General features: G+C 71.1%; 21 protein-coding genes and 1 tRNA gene. 9 read left to right on the forward strand and 13 right to left on the reverse strand.

Translation table 11 applies throughout. The annotated features are described in order from the left end of the window. Nucleotides 1-2 precede the first annotated feature (2 nt). Entirely contained in the window at nucleotides 3-419 is a 417-nt protein-coding gene (locus ACSP50_RS05880; RefSeq protein WP_014688241.1) for a hypothetical protein, read from the reverse strand. Between the two features lie 88 nt (nucleotides 420-507). Here ACSP50_RS05880 and ACSP50_RS05885 point away from each other — a divergent pair, with 88 nt between their 5' ends. Together ACSP50_RS05885 and ACSP50_RS05890 are read left to right on the forward strand one after the other, a co-directional pair. Further along, entirely contained in the window at nucleotides 508-747 is a 240-nt protein-coding gene (locus ACSP50_RS05885) for a DUF6158 family protein (RefSeq protein WP_014688242.1), read from the forward strand. Between the two features lie 71 nt (nucleotides 748-818). After that, the gene (locus tag ACSP50_RS05890) at nucleotides 819-1,334 is read left to right on the forward strand and encodes a DUF1360 domain-containing protein (protein WP_014688243.1); all 516 of its coding nucleotides are present in this window, start codon (nucleotides 819-821) and stop codon (nucleotides 1,332-1,334) included. Here the strand turns inward: ACSP50_RS05890 and ACSP50_RS05895 are convergent, their stop codons facing one another. Beyond that, nucleotides 1,335-1,541 (reverse strand): hypothetical protein, encoded by a 207-nt coding sequence (locus tag ACSP50_RS05895; RefSeq protein ID WP_014688244.1) that lies wholly within the window; start codon nucleotides 1,539-1,541, stop codon nucleotides 1,335-1,337. Nucleotides 1,542-1,893: 352 nt separating this feature from the next. Between ACSP50_RS05895 and ACSP50_RS05900 the strand changes: the two genes are divergently transcribed. Continuing rightward, nucleotides 1,894-2,724, forward strand: a complete 831-nt coding sequence (locus tag ACSP50_RS05900; RefSeq protein ID WP_014688245.1) for a GAF and ANTAR domain-containing protein — start codon at nucleotides 1,894-1,896, stop codon at nucleotides 2,722-2,724. Nucleotides 2,725-2,868: 144 nt separating this feature from the next. Here the strand turns inward: ACSP50_RS05900 and ACSP50_RS05905 are convergent, their stop codons facing one another. The 5 genes from ACSP50_RS05905 to ACSP50_RS05925 all read right to left on the reverse strand — a co-directional run bounded on the left by ACSP50_RS05905 (nucleotide 2,869) and on the right by ACSP50_RS05925 (nucleotide 6,671). After that, nucleotides 2,869-3,177, reverse strand: a complete 309-nt coding sequence (locus tag ACSP50_RS05905) for an antibiotic biosynthesis monooxygenase (protein ID WP_014688246.1) — start codon at nucleotides 3,175-3,177, stop codon at nucleotides 2,869-2,871. 102 nt (nucleotides 3,178-3,279) lie between these two features. Further along, nucleotides 3,280-4,977, reverse strand: coding sequence for an MDR family MFS transporter (locus tag ACSP50_RS05910; RefSeq protein WP_014688247.1), 1,698 nt, complete (start codon nucleotides 4,975-4,977; stop codon nucleotides 3,280-3,282). Then, a complete protein-coding gene (locus tag ACSP50_RS05915) occupies nucleotides 4,974-5,372 on the reverse strand; it encodes a MarR family winged helix-turn-helix transcriptional regulator (RefSeq protein WP_231956874.1) in 399 nt (132 codons plus the stop codon). Before ACSP50_RS05915 ends, ACSP50_RS05910 begins: the two co-directional genes overlap by 4 nt. 174 nt (nucleotides 5,373-5,546) lie before the next feature. Next, nucleotides 5,547-6,146, reverse strand: coding sequence for a methyltransferase (locus ACSP50_RS05920; protein WP_014688249.1), 600 nt, complete (start codon nucleotides 6,144-6,146; stop codon nucleotides 5,547-5,549). Between the two features lie 48 nt (nucleotides 6,147-6,194). Further along, on the reverse strand, nucleotides 6,195-6,671 hold the full coding sequence (locus ACSP50_RS05925) for a hypothetical protein (RefSeq protein WP_014688250.1): 477 nt from the start codon (nucleotides 6,669-6,671) through the stop codon (nucleotides 6,195-6,197). 212 nt (nucleotides 6,672-6,883) lie between these two features. Here ACSP50_RS05925 and ACSP50_RS05930 point away from each other — a divergent pair, with 212 nt between their 5' ends. Beyond that, complete coding sequence (locus ACSP50_RS05930) at nucleotides 6,884-7,540, forward strand: response regulator transcription factor (RefSeq protein ID WP_014688251.1); 657 nt, start codon at nucleotides 6,884-6,886, stop codon at nucleotides 7,538-7,540. A 207-nt stretch (nucleotides 7,541-7,747) separates the two neighbouring features. Here ACSP50_RS05930 and ACSP50_RS05935 read toward each other — a convergent pair whose 3' ends face one another. Continuing rightward, entirely contained in the window at nucleotides 7,748-8,314 is a 567-nt protein-coding gene (locus ACSP50_RS05935; RefSeq protein ID WP_014688252.1) for a hypothetical protein, read from the reverse strand. Between the two features lie 33 nt (nucleotides 8,315-8,347). Next, nucleotides 8,348-8,842: a hypothetical protein gene (locus ACSP50_RS05940; protein WP_155123444.1), complete on the reverse strand. Its 495-nt coding sequence runs from the start codon at nucleotides 8,840-8,842 to the stop codon at nucleotides 8,348-8,350. Here ACSP50_RS05940 and ACSP50_RS05945 point away from each other — a divergent pair. Continuing rightward, nucleotides 8,808-9,539: a hypothetical protein gene (locus ACSP50_RS05945; RefSeq protein WP_155123445.1), complete on the forward strand. Its 732-nt coding sequence runs from the start codon at nucleotides 8,808-8,810 to the stop codon at nucleotides 9,537-9,539. The genes ACSP50_RS05940 and ACSP50_RS05945 overlap by 35 nt on opposite strands. Before the next feature lie 42 nt (nucleotides 9,540-9,581). Here ACSP50_RS05945 and serA read toward each other — a convergent pair whose 3' ends face one another. Continuing rightward, nucleotides 9,582-10,799 carry a phosphoglycerate dehydrogenase gene (gene serA, locus ACSP50_RS05950; protein ID WP_014688254.1) on the reverse strand — a complete coding sequence of 406 codons (1,218 nt, stop codon included), beginning with the start codon at nucleotides 10,797-10,799 and terminating at the stop codon, nucleotides 9,582-9,584. Nucleotides 10,800-11,205: 406 nt separating this feature from the next. Between serA and ACSP50_RS05955 the strand changes: the two genes are divergently transcribed. Next, complete coding sequence (locus ACSP50_RS05955) at nucleotides 11,206-11,412, forward strand: hypothetical protein (protein WP_014688255.1); 207 nt, start codon at nucleotides 11,206-11,208, stop codon at nucleotides 11,410-11,412. A gap of 182 nt (nucleotides 11,413-11,594) precedes the next feature. On the opposite strand, the gene ACSP50_RS44555 is transcribed toward ACSP50_RS05955, so the two are convergent. Continuing rightward, the gene (locus ACSP50_RS44555; RefSeq protein WP_255344722.1) at nucleotides 11,595-11,723 is read right to left on the reverse strand and encodes a hypothetical protein; all 129 of its coding nucleotides are present in this window, start codon (nucleotides 11,721-11,723) and stop codon (nucleotides 11,595-11,597) included. Between the two features lie 85 nt (nucleotides 11,724-11,808). On the opposite strand from ACSP50_RS44555, the gene ACSP50_RS05960 reads away from it, so the two are divergent. Then, nucleotides 11,809-12,807 carry a hypothetical protein gene (locus ACSP50_RS05960; RefSeq protein WP_014688256.1) on the forward strand — a complete coding sequence of 333 codons (999 nt, stop codon included), beginning with the start codon at nucleotides 11,809-11,811 and terminating at the stop codon, nucleotides 12,805-12,807. A 49-nt stretch (nucleotides 12,808-12,856) separates the two neighbouring features. On the opposite strand, the gene ACSP50_RS05965 is transcribed toward ACSP50_RS05960, so the two are convergent. Then, the gene (locus tag ACSP50_RS05965) at nucleotides 12,857-13,189 is read right to left on the reverse strand and encodes a Uma2 family endonuclease (protein ID WP_014688257.1); all 333 of its coding nucleotides are present in this window, start codon (nucleotides 13,187-13,189) and stop codon (nucleotides 12,857-12,859) included. Between ACSP50_RS05965 and ACSP50_RS42920 the strand changes: the two genes are divergently transcribed. Then, nucleotides 13,134-13,376 (forward strand): hypothetical protein, encoded by a 243-nt coding sequence (locus ACSP50_RS42920; RefSeq protein WP_052311512.1) that lies wholly within the window; start codon nucleotides 13,134-13,136, stop codon nucleotides 13,374-13,376. The genes ACSP50_RS05965 and ACSP50_RS42920 overlap by 56 nt on opposite strands. Then, the gene (locus tag ACSP50_RS05975; RefSeq protein WP_014688258.1) at nucleotides 13,373-13,657 is read left to right on the forward strand and encodes a hypothetical protein; all 285 of its coding nucleotides are present in this window, start codon (nucleotides 13,373-13,375) and stop codon (nucleotides 13,655-13,657) included. Before ACSP50_RS42920 ends, ACSP50_RS05975 begins: the two co-directional genes overlap by 4 nt. A 296-nt stretch (nucleotides 13,658-13,953) precedes the next feature. Here the strand turns inward: ACSP50_RS05975 and ACSP50_RS05980 are convergent. Then, a tRNA-Arg gene (locus ACSP50_RS05980) sits at nucleotides 13,954-14,026 on the reverse strand. Nucleotides 14,027-14,037: the final 11 nt, after the last annotated feature.

The following is a 14,037-nucleotide window of genomic DNA, read 5'->3' on the forward strand; positions in this document are numbered from 1 at the left end:
TACTACTTGATGATGCGGCCGGGGTAGTCGGCCGGGCGGGCGCCGGGGTGCTCGGCGAGCCAGGTCAGATAGTCGTTGTAGGCGTCCAGCTCCGGGTCGGCCGCCACCGCCTCGGCGGGCCGGACCGCGACCCGCACCGGCCGGCCCACGGCGACCGGGGCGCCCGGAACCCGCTCCGGCTCGGCCGGCTCGGCCTCCGCCCCGGTGTCCCGCGGCTTGCGGAACAACTGGATCTCGCGGACCCAGATGAACACCACGAAACCCGCGAAGACCGGCCACTCGAACATGTAGCCCCAGCTGAGCGAGTTGCCGCCGGTGGCCCGGCTGTACTGCCACCAGCCCAGGCCGAGGCAGCCCGCGGTGAGGATCAGCGCCAGCAGGTGGCGGGCGATCCACGCCGGAGACCACAGCCCTTTCATGCCCCCGAGCCTACCGGCGGGTTTGGCGCGGACCCGCGCGGGCAAGCCACCGGTTGTCCCCGTTCGCCCGCATCGCTGGAGGTGCACCATGACGACAGCGCGACCCGAGACCGGCACCGACACCGGGATCGACCCGGCCGGACTCGCCGACGACGACCTCTTCCGGGAGTTGACCAGCCTCTACCGGACCCGGCTGCAGACCCTGCGGCACGGGCCGGACGCGGCGCTGGACAACCATTTCCGGCGCACCGCGGAGCTGGAGACCGAGTACATGGCGCGCTTCCCCGGTCGTGAGGTCGACCCGGAGCGGCTGACCCAGGCCTTCTGACCCGCTCGTGTCTCCCCCACCCCGGTTCTGGACCCGCCCGGCTTCTGACCAGCTTGAAAGGACCCCCCACGATGTCCAGCCTGCAGGCCCGGGTCGCCGAGGTGGCCCGCGCTTACGCCCCGCACGACCACCGGCCGCTGGGCGGCTACCTGGTGGCGATGGGCGCCTTCGGCACGCTCGCGGCCAGCCTCGCGGCGGCCGCCAAGCTGACCGGTAAGCCGGTGCCGGAACGCCCGGCCATGACCGACGTGGTGCTGCTCTCGATTGCCACCCACAAGATCAGCCGGCTGATCGCCAAGGACTCGGTGACCAGCCCGCTGCGGGCGCCGTTCACCCGGTACACCGAGCCCGCCGGGGCGGCCGAGCTCAACGAGGAGGTGCGCGACGAGGGCAGCCCGGTGCGGCACGGCATCGGTGAGCTGATCACCTGCCCGTTCTGCCTGGCCGCCTGGATCGCCACCGGCCTGACCGGCGGGCTGGTCCTGGCGCCCCGGCTGACCCGGCTGGTGGCCACCGCGTTCACCGCGACCGCTGTCTCGGACTTCCTGCAGATGGCCTACAGCATCGCCAAGGAGCGGGCCGAGTGATCAGATCGCCGGGGCGCTGAGTGCCTCGGCGGCCTCGTCCTGCAGGTATTCGCCCTCGGGCAGCGCGTCCACCCGGGTGAGCAGGCTCGCCGGCAGGTCCTCGGCGATCGCCCGCCGCTGCAGATCGCCGCTGCTCATCCGTTCCTCGGCGCGGTACGCGCCGTCCAGGAACGCGGCCAGGCGTAGGTTTTCCTCGGATTCGGTCACGGCGGATCGGTACCCGGCGCCGGGCCGGACAAACGTCCGCGGTGTTATTCAGGTCACAAGGGCTCCCGGAATCATGGGCGGGTGCCGAAGGTTGTGAACGGATGCCGGTGTGCCCAGTGTCCCCGGGCCTCACCCATCGCCTGCACGGAATACCGTTCGGCTGGAGCCGTGCTGAGCCACTCGCCGCGAGGCGACCTGCACACCGGCATCTAACGTCTCGCGCGTCCCCGGGGAGCCCCCCGGGGACGCGTCTTTTTCCACGTTCGGGGCCGAGTGGGTTTAAACGGGCAAGACCCCCCGATCGGGGCACCGTAACGAGCCGAACGCGGATCGACATGGCAGTATCCGTCGAGTGTCAGTACCGCAACGTCGCGTACCGGCCGCCCAGCGCGGCATCCGGAACCGCCGGCGCGCCACCCTGGGTGGCGGCACCCCGCCCGGCCAGGCCCGCAGGCTCGTCGCCGGCCGGCGGCCCCGGCACACCTCCACGGCGGCGGCCGCCGCGCCGCACCCGGTCGAGCTGGCCGGGCTGCTACACGAGGTCAGCGTCCGGCTGCTGACCGCCGACACGGTCCGCTCCGCACTCGACCGGCTGGCCGGGCTCACCGTCGCCGCACTGCCCGGTGCGGTCCGCTGCTCGGTCGCGCTGATCAGCGAGGGCGGACCGATCACCGTCGCCGCCGCCGGGTCCGCCGGCGAGACGTCCGACGCGCGGCAGTACGCCGACGGCAGCGGTCCCGGGCTGGAGGCGGCCCGCACCCGGACCCTGGTCACCAGCGAGGATCTGGGGGCCGACGACCGTTGGCCGGAGCTGTCCGGCCCGGCCCGCGCGGACGGCATCGTGGCGGTCGCGTCGGTTCCCCTCGACGTCCGCCGGCACGCGGTCGGCGCGCTCACCGTCGGGCTCGGCGCGCCCGGTCCGGTCGCGCCGGAGGTGCTGCTCACCGTGATGGCGGTGGCCGGCCAGGCCGAGGTGCTGATCGGCGAGCTGCACCGGCGGGAGGCACTGACCGAGGGCGCCGCGGTCGACCGGGCGGTCGGCGTGATCATTGCCCAGCGCGGCTGCGGCGTGCAGGAGGCGTACCGGATCCTGCACGACAGCGCGCAGCGGCTCGGCCTGGACCGGGTCACGGTCGCCGAGCGGCTGGTCGCCGCCGCTGCCCGCGACCGCGACCAGTCCTGACCCGTCACCCGTCACCCGTCCGCTGCCGCGACCGCGACCGCTACCAGTCCTGACCCGTCATCCGCCCGCCGCTGTTGCCCGCGACCGGCGCTGACCTGTCAGCCGCCCGCTGCCGCTGCCCGCGACCGCTCCTGACTTCTCGCCTCAGTCCTGCTTGGTGACGTGCTGGATGACCTCGAATTCGAGGAGGGAGGCGCCGGAGGCCACCGGCTTGGCGCGCTCGCCGGCGTGGGCAGCCTTGGCGCTGCCCTGCGACCAGTTCTGGAAGGCCTCCTCGGACTCCCACTTCGTGTAGACGAAGTACCGGTTGTCGCCGGCGACCGGGCGCAGCAGTTCGAAGGCGAGGAAGCCGGGCTCGTTCTCGACCGCCCCGTGCCGGGCGGCGAACCGCTTCTCCAGCTCGGGGCCGGCGCCCTCGGGGACCTCAATCGCGTTGATCTTCACAACAGCCATGCGGTCACGCTACCGGTGGTTCCTAAGCGTCCCCACGGCAAAACCGATTGGGGGTACGAACGGCGCGCGCCGTGCGTACCCCCGAATCGGTGACCTGTCGGGTCAGTGAGCGAAACCTTCGGTGCCGGCCTTGACCCCCGCGGTGCCCTGATCGGCGCCGGAGGCGTCGCCCTGGGCCGCCGCGTCATCGGCCCGCTGCTGCTGGGCGGAGCGCATGGCGAGCGGAATCTCCGGCAGGAAGAAGACGATCACCAGGCCGACCAGCATGATTGCGAAGGCGAGCAGATAGACCACGTGGACGCTGTCCGAGAAGCCCACCTTGAACGGGTGCGCGACCACGTCGGTCAGCTTGTTGATGAACGACGTGTCGCTCAGCCCGCCACCGCCCTGCGCCTGCTTGAGCAGCTGCTGCTGGGTCGGGTCGGCCGCGGCCTTGAGGAACTCCGGATTCTTCGCGGCGTCCGCGTACGCGTCCCTGATGTTGCCCGGGAGCACGTTGAACAGCACCGACAGGAACACCGCGGTGCCCATCGTGCCGCCCATCGAGCGGAAGAAGGTGACCGCGCCGGTGGCGACGCCGATCTCCCGCGGGGAGACCGCGTTCTGCACCGCGGTGATCATCGGCTGCATGTTGCCGCCCAGGCCGAGGCCCATCAGCACCATGATCAGCATGGTGCGCCACAGCGGCGTGTCCGCGCCGACCAGGGAGAACAGGAACAGCGCGATGACCATGAAGGTGCTGCCGAGGATCGGGAAGATCCGGTAGCGGCCGGTCCGGGCGATCAGCTGACCGGCGATGATCGAGCCGGACATGATGCCGAACACGAACGGGATCATCTGCAGGCCGGCCATGGTGGCCGAGGACCCCTTGACGATCTGCAGGTACAGCGGGACGGTCATCAGACCGCCGAACATCGCGATGCCCAGGATCGTACTGGCCCCGGTGCCGACCGCGATCGTGCGGTTGCCGAACAGTCGCAACGGCAGCAGCGCCTCGTCCTTGTAGGCCCGCTCGGCGATCACGAAGGAGATCAGGCCGACCACGCCGATCACGTAGCAGAGGATCGAGCGGCCGGAGTCCCAGCCCCAGGTGCGCCCCTGCTCGGCCACGGTCAGCAGCGGCACCAGACCGACGATCAGCGCGACCGCGCCCGGCCAGTCGATCCGGTGGTTGACCCGGGTGTGCGGCAGGTGCAGCACCTTGGCGACCACCGCCATCGCGGCGATGCCGATCGGCACGTTCAGGTAGAACACCCAGCGCCAGCCGTCCACCCAGAGCAGCTGGTCGGCGCCGGCGAAGAACCCGCCGAGGATCGGGCCGAGGACGCTCGCGGTGCCGAAGACGGCCAGGAAGAAGCCCTGGTATTTGGCGCGCTCACGGGGCGGCACGATGTCACCGATGATGGCCAGGGCCAGCGACATCAGGCCGCCGGCGCCGATGCCCTGGATCGCCCGGAAGGCGGCCAGCTCGTACATGTTCTGGGAGAGGCCGCAGAGCATCGAGCCGACGATGAAGATGCCGATGGCGAACAGGAAGAACGGCCGACGGCCGTAGATGTCGGACAACTTGCCGTACAGCGGGGTGGAGATCGTCGAGGTGATCAGGAAGGCCGTGGTGGCCCAGGCCTGCAGGTCGAAGCCGTTGAGGTCGTCGGCGATGGTCCGGGTCGCCGTGGCCATGATGGTCTGATCCAGGGCGGCGAGGAACATGCCCATCATCAGGCCGGCGAGGATCGTGAGGATCTGCCGGTGGGTGAATTCCGCGGCCGGTCTCGCGGCCGTCGGGGTGGGGTGGCTCACGCGTTCTCCCGTGGTGGTGCGCCGAGGTCGGTGCGCAGCAGCGCCTCGACGGACGTGTTGAATTCTTCGAAGAGCTGGACGAAAGTGTCGACCCGGTCGGCCGGCCAGTCGTTCAGCGCGCGTTCGAGCAGGGCGGTGCGAGCGGCGCCCAGGCGCGCACAGGCGTCCTGGCCGGTCTCGGTGACCGCCAGCCGGGAGGCCCGGCCGTCCGCCGGATCGGCCTCCCGCCGGGCCAGGCCGGCCTTGACCAGCTGGGCGACCTGACGGCTGATCGTCGACGGGTCGGCCTGTTTGAGCTCGGCCAGATCGGTGACCCGCATCGGGCCCATCGCCCGCAAGGGCAGCAGCAGCATCAACGCGGAGAACTCGGCGCCGAGATCCTCCGTTTTGAGCATGCCTCGGAAACGCTGTCCCATCCGGATGAACCGGATGATTTCGTCGGACAGTCGTGCGGTGCTCGAGATGCTCTGCTGTTCTTGCACGTGATTGCCGTCCTCATGGGCGCCGGGGACAATACGTGTAGCGTACAAGTTGTTGCGTGGATCAGGCATCCGGGTTTCGTGCGGGGTTCAGCGCATCCGCCACACCCCGGTGCGGAGTTCACCGGTCTCCTCCAGGCTCTCCGGGACCGGCACCACATAGTCGGTGACGAGCGTGAAGAGTCTCTCCGGGAAATACCCACGCCCGGGGTCCCCAACCAGCACCGTGGCGCCTTCCCGGCGGAAGGCGCGCAACTGTGCGGTGATCAGCGGGGCGACCGTCGGGCTGTAATAGACGTCACCGGCCAGCACCAGATCGGGCGAGGACACCGCGGAAGCCAGGGTGAGCGCGTTGGCCGCGGCGTTGCGGTGTGCGGCGGCGACCGCGGCGGGATCGATGTCGGAGGCGGCCACCTCGGCGGCGCCGCAGCGGGCCGCGGCGATCGCCGCCACCCCGGAGCCGGTGGCCAGATCGAGCACCCGGCGGCCGGCCGCCTCGGCGGGATGATCCAGCAGGTAGCGGGCCAGGGCCTGGCCGCCGGCCCAGACGAACGCCCAGAACGGCGGCGGGGTGTCGCTGTGGAACTCGCCGCCGGTCAGATCGAACAGGCCGAGCGGAGCGTCGACCAGGTGGAGCGAGATCTCCGGGGCGAGCGGGACCGGGAGCAGAGCGGTCGGAGCGTCGAGCACCCGGCGATTGTGCGCCCGTCCGCCGCCCGGTGCGCGGGAATTACCCGATCAGGCGGCGGTGGCGGTGAGTCGCCGCTTGGCGTCGTACTTCGCCCGCAGCTCGGCGGCCCAGGCGGCGTCCTCGTCCTCCAGCAGCGGGCGGGCGGCCACGTACGACGCGGCGGTCAGCGGGCGGGCGGCCCGCTCCGGGGTGCGGCCCTCGGCGGCGGCCAGCAGCTTCTCGAAGGTGGCGACATCGACCCGGACGCGCTCGGTGTCCAGGTGGTAGCTCCCGTGCCGGCCGACGACCACCGAGTCACGGCCGCTGGCGCCCGGCTCCAGCCGGTCCCGCAGCACGCGGAGATCCGCCTTCACCGTGGCGGGCGGTGCGCCGAGCAGGTCGGACAGCTCCACAAGGGACTGCTCGCCGTGCAGCGCCAGCAGCGCGAGCAACTGGCGCGGGCGGTCACCGCCGAAGTCGTCGCCCGCCAGGCGGATGCCCCGGGTGCGAACTTCGATGCGGCCGAAGAGCTGGATGTCGTACATGATGCAGAATCGTGGCGACCCCCGCCGCCGGTCGGCAAGCCCCAATGCGGGGGGTCGCCTCGGCCGAAAGACTGGTCATCCCGACCGCTCGGGTGGCAACCTGACGTCGCCGTGGCACAACGGCCGTCTGTTGGTAGGGCGGGCGACATGGCGGGTAGTCCTTAGACTGCGCGGGGCCCGCCGGGCCGGACCGCTGACGGAGGATGGTGCACATGGGGAACGACGAGGCGATCCGGGTGCTCGTCGTCGACGGTCACCAGACCTTTGCCGAGCTGCTCGGACACGCCCTGGCCGGGCAGCCCGACCTGCAGTGGGTGGGGCACGCGCGGACCGGCCAGGAGGCGTTGCACCTCGCGTCCGAGCTGTCACCCGACGTCATCCTGCTCGACCCGGAACTGTCCGATGCGGACGGCATCGCCATCGCGCAGCTGATCCGGGTCCGCCAACCCGACGTGCGTGTGGTGATCCTCACGGCCCGTGAGGACCAGGGGCTGATCAGCCGGGCCACCACCTTCGGCGCGGCCGGCTACATCTCCAAGAACGGCGCGCTCGCCGAGGTGCTCAACGCGCTGCGGACCGCGCACGGCGGCGGGATGACCGTCTCCACCGACATCATGGCCCGGCTGCTGCGCAGCACCCCGCCGGTGTCGGTGACCCGCGAGGGCGGGCTGACCGCGCGTGAGGACGAGGTGCTGCAGCTGATGGCCACCGGGCTCGACGCCCGGGCGGTGGCCCGGCGGCTCGGCATCAGCGTGCACACCTGCCGCGGCTACCAGAAGTCGGTGCTGGCCAAGCTCGGCGCGCACTCCCAGCTGGAAGCGGTGGCGATCGCCACCCGGCGCGGTCTCGTCCGTCCGGACCATCGGTGAAATAACCGAACGGGCTCATCCGCGGACGCCTGCTTTCCGTATTCCTTTGCGGGCGCCGAGTGACGGCGCCCACGGGCGTCGCGGTAACGGCGCCGCAGGGGAAAGGACAGCGGCCGTGGACCGTACCGCCAGCGACGGGTCAACACCCGAGTCGTCGCCGTCAGCAGGGGAGTTGCCGCGGCGGCGGTCCAAGGACCCGGATCGGCTCTATCGGCGGGGGGCGGCGCCCTCCCCGTTCGAGACGTTCCCGGGCTTCGCGACCTCGTCCTCGGCCACGCCCGGCACCTCGGCGGCCGACGACGCGGCGTCGCCTTCGGAGCCGTCGCTGCCGCCCTCCTTCTCCAGCTCGGCGCCGTCGTCCGGCCGGTCATCGGCGGGAACCGGGTCCTCGTTGGACTTGGGGCCGTCGCCGGCGTGGGTCGACCCGTCGTCCTCGTCCGGTTTCGCCGACCCGTCCGGGTCCGGCTCGCCGTTCTCCACGGACTCGTCCGCTTCGTCTGCCCCGGTTCCGCCGTCGTCCTCGTCGGCGGCGCCTTCGTCCTCGGTGGCGGCTTCTTCTTCTTCTTCCTCGTCGGTGGCGCCTTCGTCCTCGGTGGCGGCTTCTTCCTCGTCGGCGGCGGCTTCGTCCTCGTCGGCGGCGACGAACCGGGTGCGCGAGACGCCCGCGGCACCGGAATACGGGCCGGCTTCGCCGGCCGGGCCGGGGCGGGCCTCGTTCGGATTCAGCGCCGGGCCGATCAGTGGGAACCGGCCGCTGGGCGGGTCCGGTGACACGGCCGACTCGGACGGGACGACGGCCGCGCCGGTTCAGGGCGCGTGGGCCTCCTCCCCGTCCTCCTCCTCGACGGCGTCCTGGCCCGCGGCGGAGCAGAGCTCCTGGCCCGCGGCGGAGCAGAGCTCCTGGCCCGCGGCGGAGCAGAGCTCCTGGCCCGCGGCGGAGCAGAGCTCCTGGCCCGCGGCGGAGCAGAGCTCCTGGCCCGCGGCGGTCGACGCCGGCGGCCGGTCGGGGGGTCCGGTGGACCCGGGCGGGCTGCCGATCGTACGCCGCAATGCCGCCGAGACGGATCCGACCTCGCCGGCGGCAGCGGGATGGGCGGCGCCGGAGGCGGCCGCGACGCGTCCCTCCATTCCGGACAGCAACTTCGGGTCGTGGGAGAGCATGGTCCGGTCGGACAATCCGGGCGTGCCGCGGACCCCGTCGCGCTCCGCGGCGGCGGCCGCCGCGCTGCGGCCCCCGCGCCGGCGTTCCCCCGTGGTGACCGCCGGGATGACCGTGCTCGGTATCGTCGCGGTGCTGATCATCGCGCTGACCGGGGTGGTCTTCTACTCCGGTCCGGATTCCCGGATCACCCGGATCCTGCACCTGAGCGCGGCCACCACCAGCCCCGGCGGGTCCCGGATGGTGACCGCGCCGCTCGGCGGACGGTCCACGGCGTCCTTCGAGATGCTCGCGGCCAGCGACCGGACCCGGCTCAGCGTCGCCGACATCGGCGACGACCTCTTCCGGATCAGCACCCCGGACGACTCGCCCCTGCTGCCCAGCCCGCAGGTCGACGGCGACGCGGTACGCCTGCAGGTGACCCGCTCCGGCGCCGGCGCGGACGGCGAAGTGGATGTCGTGCTGAGCGCCCGGGTCCGCTGGTCACTGCGCTTCTCCGGGTACGCCGCCGAACGCGACGTGGACCTCGGGCAGGGTCAGGTGACCGGGATCGAGGTGGTCGGCGGCACCCGGCGAGCCGTGCTCGACCTGTCCGCGGTCTCCGGGACGGTACCCGTGAAGATCACCGGCGGGGTCGAGGAACTCACCCTGCGCTCCCCGGCCGGCACCCCGATCCGGGTCAAGGTGGGCGGCGGCGCGGCGACCGTCACCGCGGGCACGCGGACCCTGCGCAACGTCGCGCCCGGGTCCACGCTGACCCCGAAGGACTGGAACGCCGTGGGACGGTATGACGTGAACGCGGTCGCCCCGGTCACGCTGCTCAGCGTCGAGGCGGGCTGACCGGCCGGGCCCCGCACGCGGCAGGGCCCGGTCGGAGCGGTATCAGGACAGCACGCGCAGGCGGACCGTCTGCTCCATGCCGCGCAGCTGCTCCAGCACCTCTTCGCTGTAGCCCTTGCCGATGTCGGTGATCAGGTAGCCGTACTCCCCGCGGGTGCTCAGCAGCTGGCCCTCGACGTTCACGTTGTGCTCCGCGAGGATCCGGTTGACTTGGGCCAGCACGCCCGGGGTGTTGACGTGCACGTGCACGATCCGGTGCAGGCCGGGCTGCTCGGGCAGGACCACGCCGGGCAGGTTCACACTCAGCGTGGTGTTGCCCTCGCTGAGGAACTTGGCCAACTTGTTCGCCACGAAGCCGCCGATGTCCGACTGCGCCTCCTCGGTCGAACCGCCGATGTGCGGGGTGAGGATCACGTTCGGCAGGCCGCGCAGCTCGGAGAGGAACTCGTCACCCCGGCCCTTCGGCTCCTTCGGGAAGACGTCGACCGCGGCGCCGCCCAGGTGCCCGCTGCGCAGCGCGTCCCGCAGGGCCAGGTGGTCGACCACGATGCCGCGGGACAGGTTCAGGAACAGGCTGCCCGGGCGCATCTTGGCGAACTGCTCGGCGCCGAAGAAACCGGCGTTGCCCGGGCGGCCGTCGACGTGCAGGGTGACCACGTCGCTGGACTCCAGCAGCTCGTCCAGACTGGCGCAGCGGTGCGCGTTGCTCAGCGCCAGCTTGTCGGCGGTGTCGTAGAACGAGACCGACATGCCCAGGTTCTCCGCGAGCACGGACAGCTGGGTGCCGATGTTGCCGTACCCCACGATGCCGAGCCGGCGGCCGCGGATCTCGTGCGCGCCGTCCGCCGACTTGTCCCAGATGCCGGCGTGCATCAGCGAGTTCTTCTCGGTGAGCCGGCGGGTCAGCGAGATGATCTCGGCGATCGCCAGCTCCACCACCGAGCGGGTGTTGGAGAACGGGGCGTTGAACACCGCGACACCGGTCGACGAGGCGGTGGTCAGGTCGATCTGGTCGGTACCGATGCAGAACGCGCCGATCGCGACCAGCTTGTCGGCGGCCTCCAGCACCTTCGCGGTGACCTTGGTCTTCGAACGGATGCCCAGCAGGTGCACCCCGGAGATGCGCTCGACCAGCTCGGCCTCGTCCAGCGCGTTCGGCACGGACTCGACGGCGAAGCCGTCCGCCTCGAGCCGGGACACCGCATCGGGGTGGATGCTTTCCAACAGCAGGACTCGAACCTTGGCCTGGTCGATCATCATCTTCCGTTCCGTGTTTCGGCCTTGTCGGCCTGGGTTTCGGTCATTTCACCGACCGTCCGGGCCGCCACGCCGAAGCCCAGTTCACAGGGCGTTAAGCGTAGTCCCCCCGGTGGGGTGCGCCGGGGCGGTGTGGGTCAGGTCCCAACAGCCGGTCGGGTGGTCAGGGGTTTGCGGGGTGCCGCTCCGGGGTCCTCGCAGTCCTCCCTCGTCCCGGGCCGGCGCTGACTCGTCGCTCGCCGGTCCCCGTGCTTGTGCAACGCGCGATGCGGATCCTGGCAGCGCTTCGGCCGGCACCGAAACGGATTTTCCCGCCGGGTGGCGGGGCTTTCGCCGGTTGGTGTGCCACCCTCGGCCCGCCCGGGCCACCGCACCGGAAACTGTCGTACCCCGCCGGGAGGATCCCCCCATGACCACCGCACACCGCGCAACGACCGAGTCCCCGGCGCCCGACTGGATGCCCGAGATGCTGGAACGCGCCGCGCGACGGCGGGCCGAGCTGGCCGAGCGGGCCGCCCGCCGGCAGGCGACGGCGCAGCGCCGCGCCCATGGGCTCGTCGAGCGGCATGCGATCCGGCTGGCCCGGGCGCGTGCCCGGCCACCGGAGGGTCCCTGAGACGCCGGCCCGGGCGGTCCGGCCCCGCCCGGGCGTACCGCCCGGCGCTACGGCGCGTTCTCGGTGACCGGTTCGGGCGTCGCCCCCATCAGCTCTCCGGAGGAGAGCGACAGCGCGTCGCGGTGGCCGGCGCCGTCGCCGGCGACCCCGCCGGCCCGGCCGCCCCTGACCGAGACGCTCAGCTACTGAGTTCCGGTGCCGGAATGCCGGTGTCCGGCAGCCCGGCACTGGGCCCGTCCGAGTCGATATCCGAGCAGCACACCGGCCGCCAAGGCGACCGCGGCGACGGCGAACAGCAGAGCGGCGAGCATTTCTCTTCCCAACTTTTGATCCGTTGTGGGAGCGATCCCGTATCGAAGGCCGAAGTACCTCTTTGCTCGGGGAAGGCGCAGGCCAATGTATCGGTCGTCGGAAATCGGCAAGTCGCGGCGCTGGCAGATCGTCGCGGTCACGGGAGTAGCGGTGGTCCTCGCCGGCATCGGCCTCGGGGTCGCGTCCGCCGCGGAGTCCACGCCCACCGTCAACTGCCCCCAGGTCAAGGTCAACGTCGCCATCCCGGCGCAAGCCCAGAACGAGGTGAAGAGCAACCTGGCCCTGCTGCAGACACAGATCGACGAGGCCAACAAACGGATCGTCGACACCAAGGGCCAGGGCGGCCCGAACTTCATCCAGAACGCCATCCTCGGCCCGCTGAAGGACAAGCGTTTCGCCACCATCAGCCGGATCGAGACGGCCATCGGCCGCAACGCGCCGAAACCCAACCTGAACGCGGCCGGCCTGTCCGCCTGCACCCTCAACGGCGCCGCGGCCCCGGCCGCCACCACCGCCGCGGCCAACCAGGCCCCCGGCAGCAACCTGGGCATCCTCGCCAACAACTGCGACAAGAGCAGGCTGGCCCGGCACGACGGTTTCCAGAAGGGCGACCGCTGCGTCACCACCGAGTTCGGTGAGGTCGGCTCGGCGGCCAACAACCCGTCGCTGCTGATCACCCAGGCGCCCCGCGTGGTCAACCGGAACACCGCCTTCACCCTCAAGGTCAGCACCCGCAACCTGATCCGCGACCGCTTCCTCGCGGCCGGCCAGGGCGGTTACTACGTCGAGTCCAGCGTGCTGCAGAACGGCATCGTCCGCGGCCACTTCCACACCGCCTGCCGGATGCTCGCCGGCACCAACGTCGCCCCGGCCCCCGACCCGGTGCCGGCGTTCTTCGTCGCCACCGAGGACAGCAAGGGCGGCCGCACCCCGGACACGGTGACCATCCAGGTCCCGGGCCTGCCGACGGCCGGCACCGCGCAGTGCGCCTCGTGGGCCGGTGACGGCTCGCACCGCATCCCGATGATGGAGCGGGCCAACCAGACCCCCGCCTTCGACACGGTCCGGATCCAGGTCCGCTGACCACCCGGGCCGCCAGCCGGCCGGCTGGCGGCCTCCCGGCCGGCTCGCCTCAGTCGTCGCTGAGCAGCGAGCTGACCGGAAGGTCGAGGCTCGCGTAGCCGACCGGAATCCGGTCCCCGGGCCGATACTCGATCCGGGTCCGATAACCCGACGCGGTGGGTCCGGTGTGCTCGAAGATCCGCTCCTGGGTCACCACCCAGTAGACCGGGTAGCCGGCCGCACCGTACAACCTGGTCTTGACGTTGAGGTCCTGCAGGACGGTTTCGTCGGAGACCTCCACGACGAGCAGCACATCGGCAGATTTCCACACCGAAAGCCGGGCCCCGATGGTCGCGATCGGCACCGCGTCGGCTCGTCGGACCCAGCAGTCCGGGTCCGGCATCGAGGTGCCGGTCGGCAGCGTCCAGGTCGTCAGCTTCGACGAGCGTCAGTGCGGCCAGCACGGCGGCGCCTGCGGAGCGCTCGTTATGTGTGGTGCGCAGGAAGAGCTTTCGATCGAGTCTGAGGCAATCCGGATCCGGAAGATCGAAGAAGACGACTCCCGAGGCGGAAGCATCAACCGGTCATGAGGCTATCTCTCCGTTGGCGCTTAGCGTTCCCGCTGACCGTCCTCACCCTGTTGCTGTTCGTGGCGACAGCCGGTGGCCTCTGGCTGTACTGGGAGGTTGACAGCCCGGCCAGGAGGGCGCTCACGGCGTTCATGTGCCTGATGCTGGGAATCACTGTGGGGATCAGCGTGTCTATTGCCATCGATCGCAGGATCGAGTCGGTTCCCTGGCTGCGGATGGGAGCAATCGTAGTGTTCGTCGCTTTGACCACTGGAGTTGCGTGGGTCCGCACCATGTTCTGAAGGAAGGGCCTCAGGGTTGCACTGACGTCGGTGAGCCGCTTCCCCAGGCAGCTGTAGATCTTGTCACGGGTCGCTGCCGCCACGGTGCAGCCGAGGCGCGCGTCCAACTCCGTGGCAGCCAGGAGGTAGCTCTCCACAGTCCGAGAGGGCCGGTTACGTGCCCTGAGGGTACGGGCGTAGCTGTCCCATAGCCGTTGACTGTCTCGCCTCATCACCTAATCCAGTGCTGGATCGGGTCGCGCCCGGATGTGGGGCTGAGGCTTACATGAACGTTCTTGCTGATAGGGCTTACTGTGCGCGCCCGGCAGGATTCGAACCTGCGACCATCGGATTAGAAGTCCGGTGCTCTATCCGCTGAGCTACGAGCGCTGGCCAGCACA

The sequence above is a fragment of the Actinoplanes sp. SE50/110 genome, assembly GCF_900119315.1.
In the GTDB taxonomy this organism is placed as follows: domain Bacteria; phylum Actinomycetota; class Actinomycetes; order Mycobacteriales; family Micromonosporaceae; genus Actinoplanes.

Excerpts from the sequence above, each read along its gene's own strand:
- ACSP50_RS05975 (WP_014688258.1), top strand. The coding sequence starts at position 13,373 with ATGAGGCTATCTCTCCGTTGGCGCTTAGCGTTCCCGCTGACCGTCCTC.
- ACSP50_RS05965 (WP_014688257.1), bottom strand. The coding sequence starts at position 13,189 with ATGCCGGACCCGGACTGCTGGGTCCGACGAGCCGACGCGGTGCCGATC.
- ACSP50_RS05915 (WP_231956874.1), bottom strand. The coding sequence starts at position 5,372 with ATGCTCAAAACGGAGGATCTCGGCGCCGAGTTCTCCGCGTTGATGCTG.
- ACSP50_RS05945 (WP_155123445.1), top strand. The coding sequence starts at position 8,808 with ATGACCGTGCTCGGTATCGTCGCGGTGCTGATCATCGCGCTGACCGGG.
- ACSP50_RS05960 (WP_014688256.1), top strand. The coding sequence starts at position 11,809 with ATGTATCGGTCGTCGGAAATCGGCAAGTCGCGGCGCTGGCAGATCGTC.
- ACSP50_RS05925 (WP_014688250.1), bottom strand. The coding sequence starts at position 6,671 with ATGTACGACATCCAGCTCTTCGGCCGCATCGAAGTTCGCACCCGGGGC.
- ACSP50_RS05905 (WP_014688246.1), bottom strand. The coding sequence starts at position 3,177 with ATGGCTGTTGTGAAGATCAACGCGATTGAGGTCCCCGAGGGCGCCGGC.
- ACSP50_RS05885 (WP_014688242.1), top strand. The coding sequence starts at position 508 with ATGACGACAGCGCGACCCGAGACCGGCACCGACACCGGGATCGACCCG.
- ACSP50_RS42920 (WP_052311512.1), top strand. The coding sequence starts at position 13,134 with ATGGTCGCGATCGGCACCGCGTCGGCTCGTCGGACCCAGCAGTCCGGG.
- ACSP50_RS05940 (WP_155123444.1), bottom strand. The coding sequence starts at position 8,842 with ATGATCAGCACCGCGACGATACCGAGCACGGTCATCCCGGCGGTCACC.
- ACSP50_RS05880 (WP_014688241.1), bottom strand. The coding sequence starts at position 419 with ATGAAAGGGCTGTGGTCTCCGGCGTGGATCGCCCGCCACCTGCTGGCG.
- serA (WP_014688254.1), bottom strand. The coding sequence starts at position 10,799 with ATGATGATCGACCAGGCCAAGGTTCGAGTCCTGCTGTTGGAAAGCATC.
- ACSP50_RS44555 (WP_255344722.1), bottom strand. The coding sequence starts at position 11,723 with ATGCTCGCCGCTCTGCTGTTCGCCGTCGCCGCGGTCGCCTTGGCGGCC.
- ACSP50_RS05890 (WP_014688243.1), top strand. The coding sequence starts at position 819 with ATGTCCAGCCTGCAGGCCCGGGTCGCCGAGGTGGCCCGCGCTTACGCC.
- ACSP50_RS05930 (WP_014688251.1), top strand. The coding sequence starts at position 6,884 with ATGGGGAACGACGAGGCGATCCGGGTGCTCGTCGTCGACGGTCACCAG.
- ACSP50_RS05955 (WP_014688255.1), top strand. The coding sequence starts at position 11,206 with ATGACCACCGCACACCGCGCAACGACCGAGTCCCCGGCGCCCGACTGG.